Below are 20,928 nucleotides of genomic sequence, written 5' to 3'. Positions count from 1 at the left end.
CTTTGTGGAGCGCCTGAAGTGGCCGTCCGTCCCCTAGGCTGCAGTGCCGAAGAAACGCTCCGCAACGGCAGCCAGCCGGTGGGGGTCCTCGACGCCGCACAGTTCGCGCGCCGAGTGCATGGAGAGAAGCGGCACCCCCACGTCCACCGTGCGGATTCCCAGCCGGGTGGCAGTCAGCGGACCGATCGTGGACCCGCAGGGCATCACGTTATTGGACACAAATTCCTGGTAGGGAACGCTGGATTCGGCGCAGAGCCGGGCCCAGAAGGCGGCCCCCGCAGCGTCAGTGGCGTACCGCTGGTTGGCGTTGATTTTCAGGAGCGGGCCGCCGTTGAGGACAGGGTGGTTGGCGGGGTCGTGCCGTTCGGCGTAGTTGGGGTGGACTGCATGGCCGGCGTCGGCCGAGACGCAGAACGATGCCGCCAGTGCCTGCCGGCGCTGGCTGACGGTGGCCCCGAGGCCGTCGGAGATGCGCACCAGCACGTCCTCGAGGATGGGTCCACAGGCACCCGAACGGGAGTTGGACCCGATTTCCTCATGATCGAAGGCGGCCAGGACGGCGATCGGAGCGCCGGGGACGGCAGCGGCCGCGGCGTGTGCCATCAGCGCCGCCAGACCCGCGTGCGTGGCGGACAGGTTGTCCAGCCGGCCGGAGGCAAAGAATTCACTGTTGACGCCGAAAACCGCGGGCGCCTGCGTGTCTGCAATAACGACGTCGTACCCGCCAATGGCAGCAGGGTCCACCGAACCACCGCCGGCGCGGGCGGCGAGGACGCCGAGGAGGTCAACGTCGCCGGGGGCGCCCAGGCCCCAGACCGGGTTCATGTGGCGCTGCTTGTCCAGGGTGAGCCCGTCATTGACGGCCCGGTCCAGGTGGATGGCCAGTTGCGGGAACCGGAGCATGGGGCCGGTGGCGGTGAGGTGTTCGGTGCCGTCCAGCATCACCAGCCGGCCGGCGAGCTGCAGTTCCCGGTCAAGCCAGGAGTTCAGCAGCGGCCCGCCGTAAACTTCCACGCCCGCCTGCAGCCAGCCGTGGGCGCCCGTTGTGGGTTTGGGCTTGAGCTTGAAGGACGGCGAATCCGTGTGCGCCCCCAGGATGTTGAACCCGGTGGTGGGTCCGGCGTTCCCGGGGACCACCCAGGCAATCAGTGCCCCGTCCCGGATGATGAAAAAGGAGCCGGCACCCCCGTCCCACGGCTCAAGCTCATCCAGCCGGGCGAAACCCGCAGCTTCAAGCCGCCGGCCCGCCTCGTGCACGGCGTGGAAGCTCGACGGCGAGGCGCTGACGTAGGCGCCAAGGTCCTGGATGTGCTCTGTAGCGGAGGAAAAGATAGCCATCTACCGAGTCTAGGGGGTGCCGTTACCCTCAGTAGTCGGGGTTGCTCGGGACCACCAGTCCGGTCTCATAGGCATAAACCACTGCCTGCACCCGGTCCCGGAGGTGGAGTTTTGTGAGGATCCGGCGCACGTGGGTCTTCACCGTGGCCTCCGAAAGGTAGTAGCGGTGGGCGATCTCGGCGTTGGAGAGGCCTTCCGCCATGGCCTCGAGCATCTCGGTCTCCCGCGGCGTGAGGTCGGCCAGGAGCGGATCGGGAGCCGCTGCCGCCGGCGCCGGCCGGGCAGCGCCACGCACATACGTCTCCAGCAGCCGCTGCGTGACCCGGGGCGCCACCACCGCGTCCCCGCTGGCCACCACCCGCACGGCGTGGATGAGTTCTTCCGGCGCGGCGTCCTTGAGGAGGAACGCCGACGCTCCGGCCTGCAGCCCGGCAAAGGCGTACTCGTCCACATCGAACGTGGTCAGGATGATGATCCGGGCGCAGGAGCCTGCAGCCGTGATGGCGCGGGTGGCCTCGATGCCGTCAAGGACGGGCATCCGCACGTCCATGAGCACCACATCCGGGTTCAACTCCTGAACCCGGCGGATCGCTTCGGCGCCGTCGGAGGCTTCGCCCACAATATGCAGGTCGTCCTCGCCCTCAAGGATGAGGCGGAACCCCATCCTCAGCAGCGGCTGGTCATCCACCAGCAGGACGGAGATAAGGGCGTTGTCAGTCATGCTTTGCCTTGCAGTTCAGAGGGACGGCTCGTCAGTTCGGGATGCTCTCCGGGCCAGGACAACACGGCGTGCACCCGCCAGCCGCGGCTGCTGCGGCCGGCTTCAACGGTGCCCGCATAGATCCGTGCCCGCTCCGCCATGCCCGCCAGGCCCTGCCCCGAACCGAACGAACCGGCGGACAGCCCAGGCTCGTTGGCGGGCTGGGCGACGGCGCCGTCGTCGAGCACGTCAATGGTAACCGTGCCACCGGACCGGACGATGTTGACCTCCACCCGCCCCAGCGACCTGCCGTACCGCAACACGTTGGTGAGGGATTCCTGCACAATCCTGTACACGGTGAGCTGGAAGGCGGCATCTGCGGGCAGTGCGGGGCCCGTGTGGGAAAAGTGCAGCGGCAGGCCTGCCGTCCGGAAGCCGTCCAGCAGTTTGGCAAGGCTGTCGCCGGATGCCAGCGGCTGCCGGGGCGCTGCCTTGCCGGCGTCGTCCCGGAGGACACCAAGCACCCGGCGCATATCCGCCAGTGCTGTTCGTCCGGTCCTGGACAACTCCCCCAGCACGTCGCCGGCGCGGGCAGGATCCTTCCGGACCACAACGGCGGCCCCGTCCGACAGGCTGACCATCACCGTCAGGGAGTGGGCAACAACGTCGTGCATCTCGCGTGCGATCCGGTTCCGTTCGTTGACGGAGGCCAGCTGCGCGGCCCGCGCGGCCCAGGCAGCCACTTCCTGTTCGTGTTCGCGCCGCTGCCGGACGCCGATGCCGATGCCGGTGGCAATGACGTTGGACAGTGCAATGGTGGCGCCGGTGGCAATGCTGGTGATCAGCTGGAAGTCACCGGACGCGGCAGCAGCCGCCGGTACCAGGCGTTCCTCGATGGGTCCAACGGCGGCCAGGAGGTAAAGCAGGGCCAGCGGCGCTGTGGCAACGGCCATCGTGATGAGTGCGAACCTCCGGCTGTGAACCACAGCAACGGCGTACAGCGAGAACCAGAGCCCCGCTGAAACGTTGGAGCCCCACGGATGCAGCATCGTGACGGCAACCTCCACCACCGCCACCAGCGCCACCAGCGCCACAGGGTAGCGGCGGCGCAGGAGCATGGCCCCGCTCACCCCCACCAGCAGGGCCGCCGCGAGCCAGTTGCCGGACCGGACGGCATCCACCACGGTGGGGGCCACCACCAGGGTGTAGCTGGCGGAAACCACAGCATCCATGGCTCTGGGCCGGCGGTACAGGAAGCCGCGGATGCGTCCCCGCCGCCTGGCGGTAAGCTCGGCAAAGGACGCGTCAGCCTGGCTGGCCGGCGCGTCCTTTGCGGGTCCTGCGGTGTTCACGGTGCGGTGCCGGTCAGACGTCGCGCTTCTTGAGGACCAGCAGTGCCGGGACCAGGAACAGCAGCACATAGCCGAGGAAGATCAGGCCGCCCTGCCAGGGATCGATGTAGGCATCGATCTCGCCGATGGCCAGGAAGCGGCCGCCGGCTTCACTGGGGATGTACTGGGGAACGTATTTCCAGAAGTCCCCCGGGACCAGCGAAGCGAAGCCTGAGGCAATGGGAATAACAAAGAAAATCCCCACCAGGACGGTGATGCCGCCGGCGGAGTTGCGCAGCAGGGTACCGAGTGACAGTCCGATCAAAGCGACGCCCGCCACGTAGAGGCCCCCGGTGAAGACGCTGTAGATCACACCGTCCGTGGACCAGGACAGATCCACCCCCAGGCCCTGGAACATCGGCAGGGACAGCAGGAAGGTGACCGCGCCGGCCACCGTGGTGATGACATAGGAAACCACGGCAAGGATGATTGCCTTGGCCAGGAACGCCGGAGTGCGGCGCGGTACGGCGCTCATGGTGGAGCGGATCATTCCGGTGGCGTATTCAGAGGCCATGAACAGGACGGCAAGGGCCCCGAAGATCAGGATGCCGACCTGCAGGCCGGCGTTGGGCAGGTTGTACAGGTCCAGCCCTGATCCCGGCGGCATTGACTGCTCCAGCATGTCCGACGACGGCTCAATCCCCTGTTCCCGGGCGCCGGCCACCATGGAATCAAGGATGTTGTAACGGACCCAGGCGGTCAGGACACCGACGCCGATGGTGGCCACCAGGGTCAGCAGGATCAGGATGCGGGTGGACATCAGGCTCCACAGCTTGATCCATTCGGAGCGGAGCACGCCGCCGAAGGTCAGGCCGTGCCGGGCGGCGGCCGCCGAGCGCGTGGGGGCCGGGGAAGTTTGTGTGGTGGTGCTCATCGTGGCTACTTTCCTGCCGTGGCCGGAACGGCCGCTGCGGGCCCCCCGGTCAGATGCGAGTGGTATTCCACTTCGTCCTTGGTGAGGTCGAAGTAGGCGTCTTCCAGGGACGAAACCTGTGGGGTGAGCTCGTAGATGAGGACGCCGTTATCGAGCGCCAGCTTGGCGATGCGGCGCGGCTCAAGACCGGTGACGGTAAGTGTCTCCGGCTCGCTTTGGTCAACGGTGACGCCGTTGCCCGCGAGGAGCGCGGAGAGCTGGTGCGACTCGCCGGTCCGCACCAGGGTCCGGGTCTGCCGGGTCCCGGCGATGATGTCCTTGACGGGTGCGTCTGCGATGATGCGGCCGCGGCCAATGACCACCAGGTGGTCGGCGGTCTGTGCCATCTCGCTCATCAGGTGGGAGGAGAGGAACACGGTTTTGCCCTGGGAGGCGAGGTAGCGGACCAGGTTGCGGACCCACAACACACCCTCCGGGTCCAGCCCGTTGACCGGCTCGTCCAGGATGAGGGTCTGGGGGTCGCCCAGCAGGGCGGCGGCAATGCCCAGGCGTTGCCCCATGCCGAGGGAGAATCCGCCGGCCTTTTTGCGGGCTACGGCGTCCAATCCGGTCATCTCGATGACTTCGCGGACCCTGGACTTGGCAATACCGTGCGTTGCGGCCATGGCCAGGAGGTGGTTGTAGGCGCTGCGGCTGGTGTGGACGGCCTTGGCGTCCAGCAGCGCACCGACCTCGTGCAGGGGCGCCTTGTGCTGCGCATACGGCAGGCCGTTCACGGTGACGGAGCCGGACGTGGGTCGGTCCAGCCCCATGATCATGCGCATCGTGGTGGATTTGCCTGCGCCGTTCGGTCCCAGGAATCCGGTGACCTGCCCGGCCCTGACGGTGAAACTGACCCCACCCACGGCAGTCTTGCTGCCATAGGTCTTGGTCAGGTCGTGTGCCTCTATCATGGTTCCTCCGGCCGGCAGCGGGGCTGCCGGATTCGTGTGAAGACGGTGGTGTGGTTCCTACGCTACCGACGCCCGCCCGCTTTCGCGCCGGTCTCAGGGATGATTCAGGGCCGAATCAGGGTACTCCGCTTGGATGAGGATGCCGCCGGAGCCGGCAGCATGGGGGATTACGGCTGCGGCGAATAGTACGTCAGGGCGCGTGGCCGGACGCTGTAGGCCACTGCGCGCACGCCCGCCAGCGCCTCACCGTCCACCGCCAGGGCCATGGGTGCACCCCCGGCATCGATGTGCACCTCCGTGGCCTCCTGCAGGTGCGTGATCCGGGAGCCTGCAACGGTTCCGGTCAGCACCGACCACAGGAGCCGGAGCCGGGCGAAGGACTCATCTGCGGTGATAAGTCGGAGGTCCAGCACGCCGTCATCGAGCACCGGCCGGACCAGGGGCGCGTGGTCGCGGGGGTAGAACCTGCCCCTGCCCACATAGGCAATCCACACCTTGTGCCGGATGCCATCAACCGTCAGGGTGGTGGGGGTCCCGGCCGCGAAGGTCCGGAACATGGCAACCACGCCGGCCAGCGGCTTTCCCAATGCCGGCTGCAGTTGCTCGCGCCGCCGCACAAGGTTGGGATAGAGGCCCACACTCGAGGTGTTCAGCATGGTCAGCCGGATCACCTCCGGGTCTGTCGCGAGGCCGCGCTCGGCCGTAACCAATCCCACGTCTGCCAGGGCCGCGTGGCCTTCCGTTGCCGCTGCCAGCGCATCCCGGAGGCTGCCGATGCCGGCGTCGCGGGCAAAATGGTTCAGGGTTCCGCCGGGCAGGGCCAGGAGCGGGAGGCCCCGTTCGACGGCGGCTGCGGCCGCAGTGCCGACGGTTCCGTCTCCGCCCCACACCCCGAGAGCCAGGGTTCCGGGGTTGTCGGCCGCAGCAGCGATTTGCTCCGCCAGGTCCTGCCCGCTTTCAACGGTCACTATATGCGCATTAGGGAATACTTCGTGGAGCGCGCCTGCTGTTTCCGCAGTAAACGATCCGCCCAACGTGTTGACCACGATGCTGAGGCCTTCGCCGGCGGGCAGCCTGGGGGCCGGGGCCGCCGTCCTGGTGAGGGCGGGGATGGGCGGGCGCACCGGCCACCACCGCCGGGTTGCCATGGCTGCGGCAGCGCCGATCGCGGAGCCAAACACCACGTCCGACGGCCAGTGCGCGCCGGTGTGCACCCGTGAGTAGGCGACGCCAACCGCTGCTGGAGCCAGCGCGGCACCAAGCCCCGGTTTGACCAGTCCTGCGCCGACCGCGAACGCCACCGCTGAGGCGGAGTGCCCGGAGGGCATTGACGAACTGGTGGGCTGGGGGTGGACGAACCGGAACACCGGCAGGTGTTCCGGTAATGGCCGGCTCCGCGGCAAAAGGGTTTTGAAGACAATATTGGTGACGCCCGATGCCACGCCCTGGGCGATGAGTCCATGGAGGGCGGCACGCCGCGGGCGGCCTGGGAAGGCTGCCATCACGGCTGCGGCGCCCATCCAGAGCTTGCCGTTGTTGGCGGCAGCGGAGAGCCTACGGAAGAACGCGTCATGGTTTCCGCCGGGCAGGTCCGAAACATGCCGGACAAGGTATCTATCCAGCCGGCTGATCCACCGGTGCCCGGCCCGCGCTTTGCTCTGCATTTCTTCACCCTACCGCCGCGTCCCCGGCTGCCGGGAAGGCAACGGGGCACGCGCGGCTGGCGTGGCTAGCTGGTGGGTGTTCCCGGCTCAATCTTGAGGGGCTTGGCAGCCTTGGCCAAAACAAGGGCAACCAGGATCGGGATGAGGATGGCAAGCAGCGCCCGGTGGATTCCCGTGACGTCACCCAGGTAGCCGAGCAGCGGGGGGCCTGCCAGGAAGGAGACGTAGCCCAGGGTTGACACCACTGACACCCGGGCTGCCGCCCGGCGGGGATCGTCCGCGGCCGCCGACATCCCCATGGGGAAGGCGAGTGCCGCGCCTACGCCCCACAGGGCGGCACCTGCTGCCGCGAGCCAGATGTTCCCGGCGAGGACAAAGAGGCAAAGGCCCGCCGCAGCGGCCGCCATGCTGGCGCGCAGGACGGCCACCCGGCCGTACGTGTCGATCACGCGGCCGCCCAGGAAGCGCATGGCGGTCATGGCCAGCACAAAGAGCGCAAACATCAATGCGCCGGTGGACTCCGAGGTGCCCAGTCCATCAACGGAGGCCTTGGCGATCCAGTCATTGCCTGCACCTTCGGTCAGGGTGGCGCCGAGAACCACCACACCGATGAGCAGGGTGCGGCTGTCACGCCAGGCGGAAGGGCCCTTGGCGGGCTTCGGCTCACCGACGGGAGTCGCGGTGCTGATGTGCGGCAGGAAGTAACGTGGAGCGACCATGGTGACCACCAGCACCACAGCCACGATCACCAGCAGGTGCAGCGGAAGGTCCACACCGATGGTCGAAAGCCCTGCACCGACCAGGGCCCCAATAAATGCCCCGCCGCTGAAGGCCGCGTGCAGTTGGGGCATCACGGTGCGCCGGAGCCGGTGCTCAACATCGGCGCCTTCAATGTTTTGGGCAACATCCCAGAGCCCTACGGCTATGCCGAAGAAAAACAGGGAGACGGCGGTGCCTGGAATCGAGGCAGCGGACAGCGAGAAGGCGATCCCGGTTCCGGCGAGGGCGGCCACCAGGCCGCCCACACGGACTGTGTTGGCTGTGCCGATCCGGCCCACCACCAGCCCGGCCGTGGGCAGCGCCAGCAGCGAGCCAACGGCGGTGCACAAGAGCAGGGTTCCCATCTGCCCGGAGGTGATCTGGAGGGTTTGGGTGACGGCCGGGATTCTGGCAGCCCAGCTGGCAAACACCAGGCCGTTGATTCCGAACACCACGAAGGTGGCCAGCGCGGCCGCCTTCACCGCAGCATCCGGGGAGTCGTTTGTCTTGGTGCTCATACGTTCACTACTTCCACTGGATATCCGTCGAGTTGTGCGCGTTCCGCCGCGCTGAATGTCCGGTCCGTGACCACCACGTCCACCTGCTGGAGGCCGGCGACCAGGACCCTTGCCGAGGCGTGCCATTTGGCTGCACTGGCCGCGAGGATGATCCGGGCCGCAGAGTCGATGCCTGCCCGTTTGACGGCGGCATCCTCAAGGTCGTGGGCCAACAGGCCATCCTGGAAATCCACGGAACAGGGGGTGAGGACGGCGGTGTCGAACCGCAGCGACCTGATATTGGCTTCGGCCATGGGACCACGGAAGCCGAGCTCTCCTGGCACCAGGCTCCCACCTGGCAGGAGCAACCCGGTGCGGGAAACCGCCGCACCCTCCGCCAAAGCAACAGCATTGAGTGCCTGCAGGCCCATGGGCATCACCGTTATTTCACGCCCGGCCAGGGCACGGGCCACCTCCGTGGCGGTGCTGCCACTGTCCAGCCAGAGGTGCTCCCTGTCCCGGATCAAATCCGCCACTGCAGCGCCGATGCGCCGCTTTGCGTCGTGGTCCTCAAGTTCGCGCTGGCCGTAGCCGGGGTTCTCGCCATGGCCGATCAGGCTCCTTGCCCCGCCGTGGATCCGTTTGAGGACACCATTCGCGGCCAGGACGTCGAGGTCCCTGCGGATCGTGGCGCCGGACGCCGCGCAGGCCGTCGTTAGCTCCTCAACACTTATTTCCACCCGCTGCCGAAGGAGCGCAGCGATTGCCCGGTGCCGCTCTTCCGTCTTCATGATCAAATGATATCAATTTTTGATCGTTTGGCGTTTTAGCCCGTGCGCACCGGTCAGCGGACCCGCTGGACCCGCTTCTCGTCCCAGACCGGCTCCGGGGACTCGTAGACCTTGCCGTCGGAACCAAACACCATAAACCGGTCGAACGTCCGCGCGAACCAGCGATCGTGGGTGACAGCCAGGACCGTTCCTTCAAAGTGGTCGATGGCCCGCTCCAGGGCCTCAGCGGAGTGCAGGTCGAGGTTGTCGGTTGGTTCATCCAGCAGAAGCAGCGTGGCGCCGCTGAGCTGGAGCAGCAGGATCTGGAACCGGGCCTGCTGGCCGCCTGAGAGCGACTCGTACTTCTGCTCCGACTGCGTCGCCAGCCCGTAGCCGTCCAGTGCCCCTGCAGCGGCTTCGCGGCCCAGCCCGGACCGGTGCTCGTCGCCGCGGTGCAGGATTTCCAGCAGCGTCTTGCCCAGCAGGTCCGGGCGGACGTGGGTCTGGGCGAAGAATCCGGGGCGGATGCGGGCACCGAGCTTGACTGTGCCTTCGTGGGGTACCTCGGCAATCTCAACGTCCGACACCGGCAGGTGTTCACGTTCCGGATCGGTGCCACCGGTGGCCAGCAGGCGAAGGAAATGGCTTTTGCCAGAGCCGTTGGAGCCCAGGACGCCGACGCGGTCACCAAACCACACCTCGGTGGAGAACGCCTTCATGAGTCCTGTCAGCTCCAGGCGCTCGGCCACGATGGCCCGCTTCGCGGTCCGCCCGCCCTTCAGCCTCATCTGGACGTTCTGCTCGATGGGCAGCGCCTCAGGCGGCCCGGCCTCAAGGAACTTCGCCAGGCGCGTTTGGGCTGCGTGGTAGCGGTTGGCCATGTCCGAGCGGAAAGCGGCCTTGTTTTTGTACATGTTGACGAGTTCCTTGAGCTTTACGTGCTCCTCGTCCCAGCGCTTGCGCAGTTCCTCAAACCGGGCGTTCCTGTCCGCGCGGGCGTCAACGTAGGAACCGAACCCGCCGCCGTGGATCCAGGCACCGGCGCCGTTGATGCCGGGCTCCAGGGTGACGATGCGGCCTGCGGCGTTGTTGAGCAGTTCGCGGTCGTGGCTGATGAAGAAGACAGTCTTCCGGGAACCGTTAAGTTTGTCCTCCAGCCAGCGCTTCCCCGGAACGTCAAGGTAGTTGTCCGGTTCGTCCAGGAGCAGCAGTTCGTCAGGGCCGGCGAAAAGCGCTTCCAGCACCAGCCGCTTCTGCTCGCCGCCGGAAAGGGTAGACGCCGGTCGGTGCTGGGCGCGGTCGAAGGGCAGTCCCAGGGCGGCCATGCAAACCTCGTCCCAGACCGTCTCGACGTCGTATCCGCCGGCGTCGCCCCAGTCAACGATGGCCTGTGCGTACCGCATCTGGCTGGGTTCGTCGTCGTGCTCCACCATGGCGAGTTCCGCGGCGTCCACCTCACGCGCGGCGGCTGCCAGTGCCGGCTGGGCAGCGGAAACCAGCAGGTCACGGACAGTGGATCCGTCCCTGACCTGGCCCACGAACTGGCGCATGATGCCCATGGTGCCGGACCGGCCGATGACGCCTTCGTCCGGAACCAGGTCCCCGGCGATGATCCGGAAGAGCGTGGTCTTACCGGTGCCGTTGGGCCCGATCAGCGCTGTTTTGGTGCCGTCCGGGACCTTGAAGGTCACGCCGTTCAGCAGTTGGGTGCCGTCGGAGAGGAAGTAATCGATACCGGAAACGTCAATATGGGCCACGTACTCCATCTTCCCACGCCGGCAATGCCTACCCTGCGGCCGTGAGGAACTCCTTCAGGAGGGGCCCGGAGGTGGTGGCGCCCAGGCCGCCGTCCTCCACAAAGACGGCAACGGCCAGGTCACCGTGGACGGCCACAATCCAGGCGTGGGTTTTGGGCGGTGTTTCGTTGCCGAACTCCGCCGTACCGGTCTTGGCGCCGACGGGTGCGCCCGGGACGGAGGAAAGGAAACCTGCGTGACCGGACGTGACCACTGCCCGCATCATGTCGGACAACGAGGCGGCTTCGGCGGCAGTGATGGGCTGGCCGGATGCTGAGGCCGGGGCCTCGCCGGTGGCCGTGGCGGAAGGCTGGGCCGCCGGTGCGGTGGACCCGTTGGCAGTTCCGGCGGCGGGAGCCCCGGCGTCGGGATTGAGGACAAGCTGCGGTGCGACGGGAGCACCCTTGGCAACAGAGCCGGCCATCATGGCGGCTGACAAGGGGGAGAGCAGCACCTTGCCCTGCCCGATCATGGACGCTGCGTGTTCGGTTCCTGCGGCCTCGCCGGGAACTGAACCGAGGAAGGCCTCTGCGCCCAGGGTGGGGGCCTCAACCGCCAGGCCCATGGCCATGGCCGCAGCTTCGAGCTGGGCTTGGGATACGGAGTCCCTGGCGGCGATGAAGGCGGTGTTGCAGGAGTGGGCGAACGCGTCACGGAGGGTCACGGATCCCAAAGAACTTTCCGGATAACCTTCAGAGTTTTTGAAGGTCCTTCCGTCCACCGCCAGGGTGGGCGTGCAGGCGACCTTGGAGTCAGGGGTGAGCCCGTTGCGGAACATGGCCAGGGAATCGACCATTTTGAAGATGGAGCCGGGCGCGTACTGTCCGAGCATGGCGGTGTTGTAGCCGTTGCTGCCGGGGCCGGACGCCGCGGCCAGGACTGCGCCGGAGGAGGGTCGGAGGGCCACGATGGCCGAGGCCGGTCCGACGTCGGCCAGCGTGGTCTCGGCCAGTGCCTGCAACCGCTGGTCCAGGGTGGTTTTCAACGGCGTCCCCGGGGCGGGGGCCACTTCGAACAGGGTCCGCCGCGGGTCTGTTGCCGCGGCCTGGATCTGCTCCCGGGTGAGGTCGGCGCGTTGGGCGCGGATGATCAGCGCTTCGGTTCCCCGGAGCTGCTTGTCGTATTGCTGCTGCAGACCCCCGAGTCCTGTCACATCCCCTGCGGTCAGTGACCCCCCGGATGCTTCGATCTGTTCGGCAGTGGCCTCGCCGACGGCGCCCAGTACCGGGCGGGCAAAGGTGCGGGTAGGAGCAAGCGGGACCGATGCGGGAATGGCGCGGGCACCTGGAACCGCCGCGATCTGATCATTGGTGACGGTGCGGCCTTCTTCGCGCAGGGTGATGGCGCGGACAAAGGCTTCCGGTCCGGCAGCCTTGACCTGGTCGGCGTAGGCCGCCGGGTCCACCCCCACCAGCGTCGCGAGCTTCGAGGCTGCTGCTGCGGGATCCGCTGCGCCCAACTGGGGCTTGTCGATGCCCACGTCCACCACGGGACGGTAGGTGACCAACGGAACGTCGCCGGCACCGAGGATGTCCGCCCGCGGCGGCGATTGTGATCCCTTGCTGAGGATTTCGGAGTCAGCGAGGCCTGGGACCAAAGTGGCTGGGTCCCAGACAGCAAGCCATTCGCCGCCCGACTTCTTGAATTTGGCCGATGCAGCGTACTTCCATTCGGAGTCCCCGAACGTCCAGGTGTAGTTCAAGGGTGCGGAGGCATTATCGCCGTCGAGGGTCAGATCGCCAGGCTGCACTGCCGGCTTTTGGGGGTCCAGGGCAGCGAACACGTTCCGGAGCTGCTCATTTGCGCTGGCGGAATCCTTGCCCTCGAAGGCTACGGAGCCAACGTCCAGGGCCGAGACTGCGCTGGCCAGGTCCTTGACAGCTGATTCTGCTCCGCTCCGCCCATCGTCGCATCCAACGAGGGAGGTCCCCAGGACGAGCGAGGCCATGGCAAGTGACAGCTTTGTTTTTTTCCCCATTTCGCCATTATGCCCGTTTTTCCGATGCCATTATGCCCGAGGGGGACCGCTTAAGCCCGGCCGGCGCCGTCCCGTCCCAGGGCCGGGACGGGAAGCCCGAAGATGTCCCGGAGAGCATATGTTGCGGCGTGCAGGCCGGGCATGCCGGTGACCCCCGGACCCGGCGGTGTTGAGGAAGAGCATATGTACACCCCGCGCAGCGGTGTGCGCCACGGGACCCGGGAAACCACGGGGCGCTGGATCAGGCCGCGGAGGTCCATGGTGCCGGCGCTGAAGTCCCCGCCAACGTAGTTTCGGTTGTATTCCCCCAGCTGCGCCGCCGTGACGGCCTGCGACTGGACCACCAGGTCCCGGAAGCCGGGCGCAAAGCGCTCGAGCTGGCCGGTGATGGCAGCCGTCATATCGACGGTGGATCCGGCAGGGACGTGGCAGTACGTCCAGAGGGTGTGCCTGCCGGCGGGGGCCCGGCCGGCATCGAATGGCGAGGGCTGGGCCACCAGGACATAAGGCTTTTCGGGGTGGCGGCCGCTGGCCACTTGGTTTTCGGCGTGGGCCAGCTCCGCCCTGGTCCCGCCCACGTGTACGGTTCCGGCCGCTGCCAGGGACCGGGCCGCCCACGGCACGGGGCCGGACAGGATGTAGTCCACCTTGCAGGAACCGTTCCCGTAGCGAAAAGCCTCCAGTGACCTCCGGTAACCGGCCGGCAATGAACTTCCTGCCAGGTTTGCCAGTCCCTGCGGCGCGACGTCCAGGAGCGTGACGCGCGACGGCGGCAAGGCAGCCAGGCTGTCCACTGCGGAGCCGGTGTGGATGACGCCGCCGTGGGCGCTGAGGTCCCCGGCCAACGCCCCGGCGATGGACGCCGAACCGCCGACGGGGAATGGCCAGCCGTCCCGGTGACCCAATGCGGCCAGCAACAGCCCCGCCCCGGCCGCAGCCAGGGATGGAAGGTGGGAGACGGCGTGGGCGGCAACACCACTCAGCAACGATGGTGCAAGGTCTTCGCGGAACCTGGTATTCCAGAGCCGGGAACCCTGCTCCAGCGTGCGCAGACCGAAGAGGGCAGCGACGAAGGGATGCCGGGGAATGCGCAGCAGTTGGTTCTGGGTGAACTCAATGACCTCGTCACGGTGCTGGACCAACGGGCCCATCAGCTGACGGTAAGCCCGCCCGTCGCGTCCCAGTTCAGCAGCCGTCCGGTCCAGCGACCGGTACGCCAGCGCTGCCCGGCCACCGTCCAGGGGTGAGCCGAAGGATATGTCCGGTGTGGCAAAACGGATCCGCTCCGACAGTTCAAAGGCGCGGAAGAACGGCGACGCCAGTGCCATTGGATGCACGGCAGAGCATACGTCGTGGAAATGCCCTGGCTGCATCAGCTCGGCCGTACGTGTCCCGCCGCCAACGGCCTGGGCCGCTTCGAACACCTCGACTGACAGCCCCGCTCTGGCCATGATTACCGCCGCTGCGAGCCCATTGGGTCCCGCACCCACCACATTGACGTCAGCCATCGGATAAAGCCTTCCTGACGGGGGAGCCGGTGAGGGCTCCCGCGGCCGTCCGCAGCCGGTCAGGCGCCCCGTCGAAAGGTCCGCCGTGCGGATCGTCGGCGTGTTGGCGGCGGACCGGGTCCAGATTGGGGTCGTAGATGTCCCAGATGACCCGAATCATCAGATATGCCACAGCAAGCATATGAATGACGACGGCCAGGACGTAGTACGGCATGTCGAGGTTGTGCTGCGGGGGCCCACCGCTGGTGACCTGGCCAAGGTACAGCCAAATAGCGGCCCAATGCAGGCCTTCGATTCCCTGCCACACCAGGAAGTCGCGCCAGCGCGGACGTGCCAGCGCGAAGAGCGGGATCAGCCAAATGACGTACTGCGGCGAATACACCTTGTTGGTGAGGATAAAGGCGGCAACAATCAGGAACGCCAGCTGGGCCAGGCGCGGCCTGCGGGCCGAGCTGAGGGCCACCGCGGCGATGCCGGCGCAGGCCAGCAGAAAGAGTCCAATGGACAGCAGGTCCACGGCCGTGCCATCCAGCCCGGCCATTCCGATCCTTGCGGCCACAAGGTTGTAGATGAACCACGGCGAGCTGTAGCCCGCGTCGCGGTCCGCGCTGAACTGGAAAAAGTAAGCCCAGCCGGCGGGGTTGGCGGCCGCAAACGGCAGGTTGACTGCAGCCCACGAGGCCGCAGCCGCGGCAGCTGCTATCAGCATCGGCCTGAACCTGCCGGTCCGGACGGCCAGCAGGACAATCGCGCCGAGGATCAGCAGGGGGTACAGCTTCGTTGCCGCAGCCAGCCCGATCAGGATGCCGGCGGCCAGTGGCCTGTGCCGGGCGAAGAAGTACATGCCTGGGGCCAGCAGCGCGGCAGCCCAGAGGTCCCAGTTGATGGTCCCGGCCAACACGATCCCCGGGGCTACTGCGATCATCGCGGCATCCCAGGGGCGCCGGCCGGCCAAGCGCGCCGTAGCCAGGACGGTCACCAGCGCCGCAAATGCCAGCAGGGCCGCATTGATGTCGAAGTAGCTCAGGACGCGTGCGTCCGATACACCGGTTCCGGGCACCAGCCAGGCGGTGATTCCCGCGATGACACCGATCAGGACCGGATATTCGAACTGGCTTCCGCTGCCGGCGATGGGGAACAGTCCGTCCGCCAGGCCCCGGTTGCGGAAGAGTTCGGGGAAGTCCGAATAGCAGGTCGCATAGAACTGGGTGGGGGTCTCCCACCCGTTGACCCGGCAGTAGCCTTTCAGGACCACCCCGACCAGGGCGGCAGCGACCGTGAGGAGGATCAGGACCCGGTCAACCGTAAAGATCCCCGGTGTGATCACCCCCGGTTCCGACCTGGCACCCAGCGGCCCCCCGGCGATCTCCGTGAAGTTCCTGAGGGTCAGGTCGCTGCGGGTGGGAACCACCAGACGGGACCGGCCGCGGCGTTCCGGGGGCGTGGTCTCCTGCATGCACCGAGCTTACCGCCGGGTCTTCGGTTGGGCGCCGCCGATCCGCCGGCAGGTATGGTCATGGGGTGGAAACCCAGAACGCCGGAGCCAAAATTGCCGGGCGCCGCCGTGCCTTGACCACTGAACGGCCGTGGCTTGCACCCGTCGGCATCGGACTCCTCGCCTTCTGCGCGGCGTTTGTCGGCTCCTGGGTCCCGTCGTTCTGGGATGACGAAATTGCCACCATTTCGGCTGCTGGACGGTCGCCGGCAGAACTCCTGCTCCTGTTGCAGTCCGTGGACGCCGTCCACGGCATCTACTACTTCCTGATGCACCTGTGGACCGCTGTTTTCGGTTTCTCCGAGGTGGCGCTGCGGTTTCCTTCCGCCTTGGCCGTTGGTGCTGCGGCAGGCCTGACAGTGGTCCTGGGGCGCAGGCTGGGATCCGCACCCCTGGGGGTGGCGGCCGGGCTGGTGTTGGCGCTCCTGCCCCGCATGGTGTGGGCAGGCACGGAGTCACGCCAGTCTGCACTGACAACCGTGCTGGCCGTTCTCCTGACGCTGCTGCTGTTGCGGGCCTGGGAATCTAACCGGCCGCTGGACTGGGTGCTGTACAGCTTGTGCGCGGTGGTGGGAGTCGGCGTTTTTATGTTCTTTGCGCTGGCCATCGTGGCCCATGCGGTGGCCGCCGTTATCCTCCGGCGCAGGATCGTGGCCACGTTGGCGGCCAGTGCCGTTGCAGGCGTGGCCGCCCTGCCCTTCCTGGTGTTTGCCTTGGGACAAAAGGCACAGGTGGAGTGGATCCAGAACCGTTCGCTGACGGAGCATCTGGTGACGGCAGTGGTGAAGCAGTACTTCTACGGCGATGACAGGCCAACAGGGAACCTCCCGCCGCAGTGGGTGCTGGCGTTTATGGTGGTTCTGGGCCTGCTGCAAGGCGCACTGGTGGTCCGGGGCGTGTGGGCGGCCCGGCTGGACGCGCAGCTCCGCCAAGCAATGGTCCTGGGACTGGCCGGCGTGCTGGTCCCTGTGGGTGGGCTGCTCCTGGCCAGCCTGATCACCCAACCTGTTTATGTGGCGCGGTACCTGACGTTCACGGCGCCGGCGTTCGCCCTGCTGGTCGGTATGGGCCTGATCAGCCTGCCGCGGAGGCGCGTAGGGTTCCGATTCCTGGTGGCGGGGCTGGTCCTCTGCAGCCTCGTCCCGCAGCTCACGCTTAAGAGCCTGGTCAATGAGCCGCCGGACACCGAGCGGCGTATCGCTGCCCTGGTGGACCAGGAGCCCGAACGCCCGGCGGCAGTGGTGTTCGGAGCTCCGTACCTGCGGGACATGGTGCTGGCCTACCCGGACGATTTCGCCGGCATCGCCGACCTGTCCCTGGCCGCCAGTCCGGCCACTTCCGGCTCGCTGTGGGGTGTTGATGCCCCGGTTGCCCCGGACCAGTTGACCGGAAAGGGTGAGGTCCTGTTTGTCGGCACAGGCGGCGGCACTCCCGGCGATACGTCGGCATTTGGGGCCGCGGGTTGCCGGGAGACAGGGAACCAGCCCTTCCAGCGCCTGGTGCTGATCTCCTTCGACTGCCCCTGAACACTGTTCCTGAGCCGCAGCAAAAGCCCACCGGCACCCGGCGGCGCCGCCGGAACGGCAAAGAGCCCACGCACCAGTGCGTGGGCTCTTTGCCGTTCATGGGGCTGGACGGAAATCATCGGCCCTCCTTTCCTGGACGGTGTGGACCTCAGCGCAGGCCCGACATCTGCTGGTGCAGGACGGCGAACACTTCTTCTCGGCGTTGCTCCAACAGTGCACTGTTGAACGAACCACGGCCGCGTACTGGCCGGGAACGGGCGAGCAGCAAGCGTTTGAGTCTTTTCATCACGGAAATCACCTCCCGGGTTTTATCGTGAATTTGGGCATGACAATTAGAGTCCAATTTGCTGATGCAAAAGAGGACTAATTTGGGCATTACGGGGCCTTGCCGGAAATGCACCGAATTTCCCCACGGCAGGATATTGCCGGCGGTACAGCACCGTCCCAAGGGGAAGCTGGTTCCGATTCAGGGAGGGCGGATGGTACCGCCGCCACGCGCCAGAGTCAGCGGGACTGCGTCAGCAGAACCGGGTCTGCGATCTGGCGTGGGGAAAGTCAGGCGTCCGGGACGGCCTGCAACGGGTGCCGCGGCTTTCCAGCCAAGCGGCAGGGAACGGGCCTAGGCGCCGAAGTATCCCGCAAAAGCGCGCGCGTGGACAGCAGGGGCCGGGTCATTGGTGATGGTCATCTTCCATCCGCCAGTCAAAGTATTCATTTTCCCAACCTCCTTTTCAGCTATCCGTTGCACCATTACCGGGTGCTACGCGGGCGAACGTCCGGGCAGAACGCCCTGGGACTAGGAATAAAAATACACCACAATTTGCGCTGTGACTACCAATTGCCGGTACTTTCAGGAAATTGGTTGAAAAGAAAGTCCTCAGAGTCCCCAGCGGACAATTGCCGGTGTTCTTTTGTCCCAGCCGAGTGTGCAGACTTTCGCGGTTCCCAAAACAAAATGCCGGCCTTCCACGGCCGGCAATTCAAGCCACCGGGCCGTCAGGATCCGGGAAAAATGACCGTGGGCCACAATCAGGACGTTATCCATTCCGGATTCGAGTACGCGGGCGATGATCTTGTCGGCCCGGGCCGCCACCTCATCCAGCGCTTCGCCGTTGGGGACGCCGTCCGTCCAGATCAGGTAGTCCGGATTGTCCTTGCGGATGAGGTCCGAACTGATGCCCTCGTAGTCGCCGTAATTCCACTCCACGGCCAGGGGCTCGTGCTGCGCGTCCGGGTAACCCGCCAATTCGGCGGTCCGCCGCGCACGCCGGAGCGGCGAGGTCAGCACCAGGTCGAAGTCAACGCCGTCGAGGACCTTGCGGGCCTCCACCGCCTGTTGTTCGCCTTCGACGGTCAGGGGGAGGTCTGTGAGGCCTGTGTACTGGCCGCTCTTGGACCATTCCGTTTCGCCGTGGCGCAGGATCCAGAGCTGGGGGCGGGGGGCAAACGCGGGAACTGTCACTGGGACTCCTCTGAGGGGGAAAGGTCGACGCCGGCGGAAGGGTTTCCTTCCGCCGGTTCGGCAGGTGCTGATTCGGGCTGCCCCGCCCACCATTGGAGCAGCCGCGCCTCCGCGACGTCCGCAGGAAGGGGGCCGTGGTCCATCCGCTCATTCAGCAGGAACTTATAGGCCCGGCCCACGACTGGGCCCGGCCTGATCCCAAGCAGTGCCATGATCCGGGCGCCGTCCAGGTCCGGCCGGACGGCGTCGAGCGATTCCTGCTCCCTCAGCGCCGCGATGCGGTCCTCAAGGTCGTCGTAGGCAAACGCCAGGCGTTCGGCCTTGCGCTGGTTGCGGGTGGTGACATCGGAGCGGGTCAGCCGGTGCAGGCGATCCAGCAGGGGACCGGCATCGGTGACGTACCGCCGGACTGCGGAATCGCTCCAGCCCGCATCACCGTACCCGTAGAACCGCATGTGGAGTTCCACCAGGCGGGCGACGGCCTTAATGGTGTCGTTGTCGAAACGCAATGCCTTCATGCGCTTCGTGGTGAGTTTGGCACCCACCATGTCGTGATGGCGGAAACTCACCGCACCGCCCGGTTCGAAGCGGCGCGTAGCCGGCTTCCCGGCGTCGTGCATCAGCGCGGCGAACCGAAGGACAAAGTCCGGGCCGGGAACGGCTCCGTCCGCAGCCGTTTCCAGGGCCGCCGCCTGCTCCAGCACCTGCAGGGAATGCTGGTAGACGTCCTTGTGCCGGTGGTGTTCATCCGATTCCAGCCGCAACGCGGAGACTTCGGGCAGGACGTGGTCGGCCAGCCCGGTGTCCACCAGGAGGTCCACGCCCACCCGTGGACTGTCCCCGCAGATGAGCTTCACCAGCTCGTCCCGTACGCGCTCCGCCGAGATGATGGCGATCCTGTCAGCCATGTCCGTCATGGCCCGGCGGACGTCGCGGTGGACCGACACCCCCAGTTGGGCAGCGAACCTGGCAGCCCGCATCATCCGCAGCGGGTCATCCGAAAAGGACGACTCGGGGGACCCCGGCGTGGCAAGGACGGACGCGTGCAGGTCCCGGACGCCGCCGAACGGGTCCACCAGCTCCAGGGAGGGCAGCCTGAGGGCCATTGCATTGATGGTGAAGTCACGGCGCTGCAGGTCATCCGTCAACGACGTACCGAACGCCACCACTGGTTTGCGCGAGTCGGGATCGTAGGCCTCGGCCCGGTACGTGGTGACCTCGATCTGGAACCCGTCCTTGCGCATCCCGATGGTGCCGAACGCGCGCCCGATCTCCCAGTAGTTGTCCGCCCATTTTTTAATCAGGGCCAAGGTCTGGTCAGGGGTGGCGTCGGTGGTGAAGTCCAGGTCCGGCGACGTCCGGCCCAGGAAGAGGTCACGCACCGGACCGCCCACCAGCGACAATTCGTGTCCGGCGGCCACGAAGCGACGGCCGAGCTCCAGAACCACCGGGTCCACCCGGAAATCGACGGTGTGGGAATCAATCTTGTGATGTGCGTGCGCCATAGTTACTTAAGCTTGTCAGAAACCAGCGCCGCGGCAGGCCAATATTCCGTCAAGATCACGGATGATTCCGTGTATCGCCACCAAACGGCGTCATATCCCGTCCATATAGGTGTCATGTTCCGGTCATCACGATCGGGCAACTGTCGTTAGAGTGGACTCCATGGCCCATCCAGTACCGAGCGCTCCCGGCAGGAGGACAAACGCACCATTGCCGTCGGCAATCGGTGCGCACGTTGCCCCTGCCCAGCATTCGGCGCCGGCTTCGCTTCCCACGGTGGAGGAAGTTTCCGCCGGGGGCGTTGTGGTGGACACGTCCGACGCCGAACTTCGGGTGGCGATCATCGCCCGCCTTAACCGCGGCGGACGGCTGGAGTGGTGCCTTCCCAAGGGCCACCCGGAGGGCAAGGAAAACAACGAAGAAGCCGCGGTCCGCGAGATTGCCGAGGAAACCGGCATCGAAGGCATCATCCTGGCGCCGCTGGGCAGCATCGACTACTGGTTCACCGTCAGCGGGCACCGGGTTCACAAAACGGTGCACCATTACCTCCTGCGCGCCACCGGCGGTGAACTCACCATCGAAAATGATCCGGACCAGGAAGCCGTGGACGTGGCATGGGTCCCCATCGCCGAACTCGCCCGGAAACTGTCGTTCCCCAACGAGCGGCGCATTGCCGATCTGGCCCGCGAAGTCCTGCCCACCCACCTCTGAGGT

17 protein-coding genes are annotated in these 20,928 nt (G+C 66.6%); 2 read left to right on the top strand and 15 right to left on the bottom strand.

The genetic code is table 11. The features are described 5' to 3' along the window. Positions 1-33: 33 nt before the first annotated feature. The 12 genes from QRN07_RS13585 to QRN07_RS13530 form a co-directional block, all read right to left on the bottom strand. Complete coding sequence (locus tag QRN07_RS13585; protein ID WP_056599362.1) at positions 34-1,338, bottom strand: M18 family aminopeptidase; 1,305 nt, start codon at positions 1,336-1,338, stop codon at positions 34-36. 28 nt (positions 1,339-1,366) lie between these two features. Continuing rightward, entirely contained in the window at positions 1,367-2,059 is a 693-nt protein-coding gene (locus QRN07_RS13580) for a response regulator (protein WP_050683776.1), read from the bottom strand. After that, positions 2,056-3,390, bottom strand: a complete 1,335-nt coding sequence (locus QRN07_RS13575) for a sensor histidine kinase (protein ID WP_285241289.1) — start codon at positions 3,388-3,390, stop codon at positions 2,056-2,058. The genes QRN07_RS13580 and QRN07_RS13575 overlap by 4 nt, the downstream gene beginning before the upstream one ends. A gap of 13 nt (positions 3,391-3,403) precedes the next feature. Next, positions 3,404-4,303 (bottom strand): DUF2705 family protein, encoded by a 900-nt coding sequence (locus QRN07_RS13570; RefSeq protein WP_050683774.1) that lies wholly within the window; start codon positions 4,301-4,303, stop codon positions 3,404-3,406. A 5-nt stretch (positions 4,304-4,308) separates the two neighbouring features. Beyond that, entirely contained in the window at positions 4,309-5,256 is a 948-nt protein-coding gene (locus tag QRN07_RS13565; protein WP_050683773.1) for an ABC transporter ATP-binding protein, read from the bottom strand. Positions 5,257-5,423: 167 nt separating this feature from the next. Continuing rightward, positions 5,424-6,920, bottom strand: coding sequence for a bifunctional phosphatase PAP2/diacylglycerol kinase family protein (locus tag QRN07_RS13560; RefSeq protein WP_285241288.1), 1,497 nt, complete (start codon positions 6,918-6,920; stop codon positions 5,424-5,426). 65 nt (positions 6,921-6,985) lie between these two features. Beyond that, positions 6,986-8,197: an MFS transporter gene (locus QRN07_RS13555; RefSeq protein ID WP_050683771.1), complete on the bottom strand. Its 1,212-nt coding sequence runs from the start codon at positions 8,195-8,197 to the stop codon at positions 6,986-6,988. After that, positions 8,194-8,967, bottom strand: a complete 774-nt coding sequence (locus tag QRN07_RS13550; RefSeq protein ID WP_050683832.1) for a DeoR/GlpR family DNA-binding transcription regulator — start codon at positions 8,965-8,967, stop codon at positions 8,194-8,196. Before QRN07_RS13550 ends, QRN07_RS13555 begins: the two co-directional genes overlap by 4 nt. Before the next feature lie 53 nt (positions 8,968-9,020). Further along, on the bottom strand, positions 9,021-10,703 hold the full coding sequence (locus QRN07_RS13545; protein WP_050683831.1) for an ABC-F family ATP-binding cassette domain-containing protein: 1,683 nt from the start codon (positions 10,701-10,703) through the stop codon (positions 9,021-9,023). Positions 10,704-10,731: 28 nt separating this feature from the next. Next, entirely contained in the window at positions 10,732-12,720 is a 1,989-nt protein-coding gene (locus tag QRN07_RS13540; protein WP_285241287.1) for a penicillin-binding transpeptidase domain-containing protein, read from the bottom strand. A gap of 50 nt (positions 12,721-12,770) precedes the next feature. After that, positions 12,771-14,228 carry a phytoene desaturase family protein gene (locus QRN07_RS13535; RefSeq protein WP_285241286.1) on the bottom strand — a complete coding sequence of 486 codons (1,458 nt, stop codon included), beginning with the start codon at positions 14,226-14,228 and terminating at the stop codon, positions 12,771-12,773. Next, on the bottom strand, positions 14,221-15,684 hold the full coding sequence (locus tag QRN07_RS13530; protein ID WP_285241285.1) for a glycosyltransferase family 87 protein: 1,464 nt from the start codon (positions 15,682-15,684) through the stop codon (positions 14,221-14,223). The genes QRN07_RS13535 and QRN07_RS13530 overlap by 8 nt, the downstream gene beginning before the upstream one ends. 65 nt (positions 15,685-15,749) lie before the next feature. Here QRN07_RS13530 and QRN07_RS13525 point away from each other — a divergent pair, with 65 nt between their 5' ends. Continuing rightward, positions 15,750-17,249, top strand: coding sequence for a glycosyltransferase family 39 protein (locus QRN07_RS13525; RefSeq protein WP_285241284.1), 1,500 nt, complete (start codon positions 15,750-15,752; stop codon positions 17,247-17,249). Between the two features lie 148 nt (positions 17,250-17,397). Here QRN07_RS13525 and QRN07_RS13520 read toward each other — a convergent pair whose 3' ends face one another. The 3 genes from QRN07_RS13520 to QRN07_RS13510 form a co-directional block, all read right to left on the bottom strand. Then, positions 17,398-17,625 (bottom strand): hypothetical protein, encoded by a 228-nt coding sequence (locus QRN07_RS13520; RefSeq protein WP_285241283.1) that lies wholly within the window; start codon positions 17,623-17,625, stop codon positions 17,398-17,400. A 501-nt stretch (positions 17,626-18,126) separates the two neighbouring features. Further along, the gene (locus QRN07_RS13515; RefSeq protein WP_050684538.1) at positions 18,127-18,711 is read right to left on the bottom strand and encodes a histidine phosphatase family protein; all 585 of its coding nucleotides are present in this window, start codon (positions 18,709-18,711) and stop codon (positions 18,127-18,129) included. Next, on the bottom strand, positions 18,708-20,216 hold the full coding sequence (locus QRN07_RS13510; RefSeq protein ID WP_285241282.1) for a CCA tRNA nucleotidyltransferase: 1,509 nt from the start codon (positions 20,214-20,216) through the stop codon (positions 18,708-18,710). The genes QRN07_RS13515 and QRN07_RS13510 overlap by 4 nt, the downstream gene beginning before the upstream one ends. A gap of 160 nt (positions 20,217-20,376) precedes the next feature. Between QRN07_RS13510 and QRN07_RS13505 the strand changes: the two genes are divergently transcribed. Next, the gene (locus QRN07_RS13505) at positions 20,377-20,925 is read left to right on the top strand and encodes an NUDIX hydrolase (RefSeq protein WP_231686008.1); all 549 of its coding nucleotides are present in this window, start codon (positions 20,377-20,379) and stop codon (positions 20,923-20,925) included. Positions 20,926-20,928 lie beyond the last annotated feature (3 nt).

The organism is Pseudarthrobacter sp. MEB009 (assembly GCF_030208875.1).
GTDB lineage: Bacteria > Actinomycetota > Actinomycetes > Actinomycetales > Micrococcaceae > Arthrobacter.
This window is presented reverse-complemented; position numbering and strand designations above follow the sequence as displayed.

Coding starts and splice junctions, on each gene's coding strand:
- QRN07_RS13585 (WP_056599362.1), bottom strand. CDS start 1,338: ATGGCTATCTTTTCCTCCGCTACAGAGCACATCCAGGACCTTGGCGCC.
- QRN07_RS13580 (WP_050683776.1), bottom strand. CDS start 2,059: ATGACTGACAACGCCCTTATCTCCGTCCTGCTGGTGGATGACCAGCCG.
- QRN07_RS13570 (WP_050683774.1), bottom strand. CDS start 4,303: ATGAGCACCACCACACAAACTTCCCCGGCCCCCACGCGCTCGGCGGCC.
- QRN07_RS13565 (WP_050683773.1), bottom strand. CDS start 5,256: ATGATAGAGGCACACGACCTGACCAAGACCTATGGCAGCAAGACTGCC.
- QRN07_RS13560 (WP_285241288.1), bottom strand. CDS start 6,920: ATGCAGAGCAAAGCGCGGGCCGGGCACCGGTGGATCAGCCGGCTGGAT.
- QRN07_RS13555 (WP_050683771.1), bottom strand. CDS start 8,197: ATGAGCACCAAGACAAACGACTCCCCGGATGCTGCGGTGAAGGCGGCC.
- QRN07_RS13550 (WP_050683832.1), bottom strand. CDS start 8,967: ATGAAGACGGAAGAGCGGCACCGGGCAATCGCTGCGCTCCTTCGGCAG.
- QRN07_RS13540 (WP_285241287.1), bottom strand. CDS start 12,720: ATGGGGAAAAAAACAAAGCTGTCACTTGCCATGGCCTCGCTCGTCCTG.
- QRN07_RS13535 (WP_285241286.1), bottom strand. CDS start 14,228: ATGGCTGACGTCAATGTGGTGGGTGCGGGACCCAATGGGCTCGCAGCG.
- QRN07_RS13530 (WP_285241285.1), bottom strand. CDS start 15,684: ATGCAGGAGACCACGCCCCCGGAACGCCGCGGCCGGTCCCGTCTGGTG.
- QRN07_RS13520 (WP_285241283.1), bottom strand. CDS start 17,625: ATGCCCAAATTAGTCCTCTTTTGCATCAGCAAATTGGACTCTAATTGT.
- QRN07_RS13510 (WP_285241282.1), bottom strand. CDS start 20,216: ATGGCGCACGCACATCACAAGATTGATTCCCACACCGTCGATTTCCGG.
- QRN07_RS13505 (WP_231686008.1), top strand. CDS start 20,377: ATGGCCCATCCAGTACCGAGCGCTCCCGGCAGGAGGACAAACGCACCA.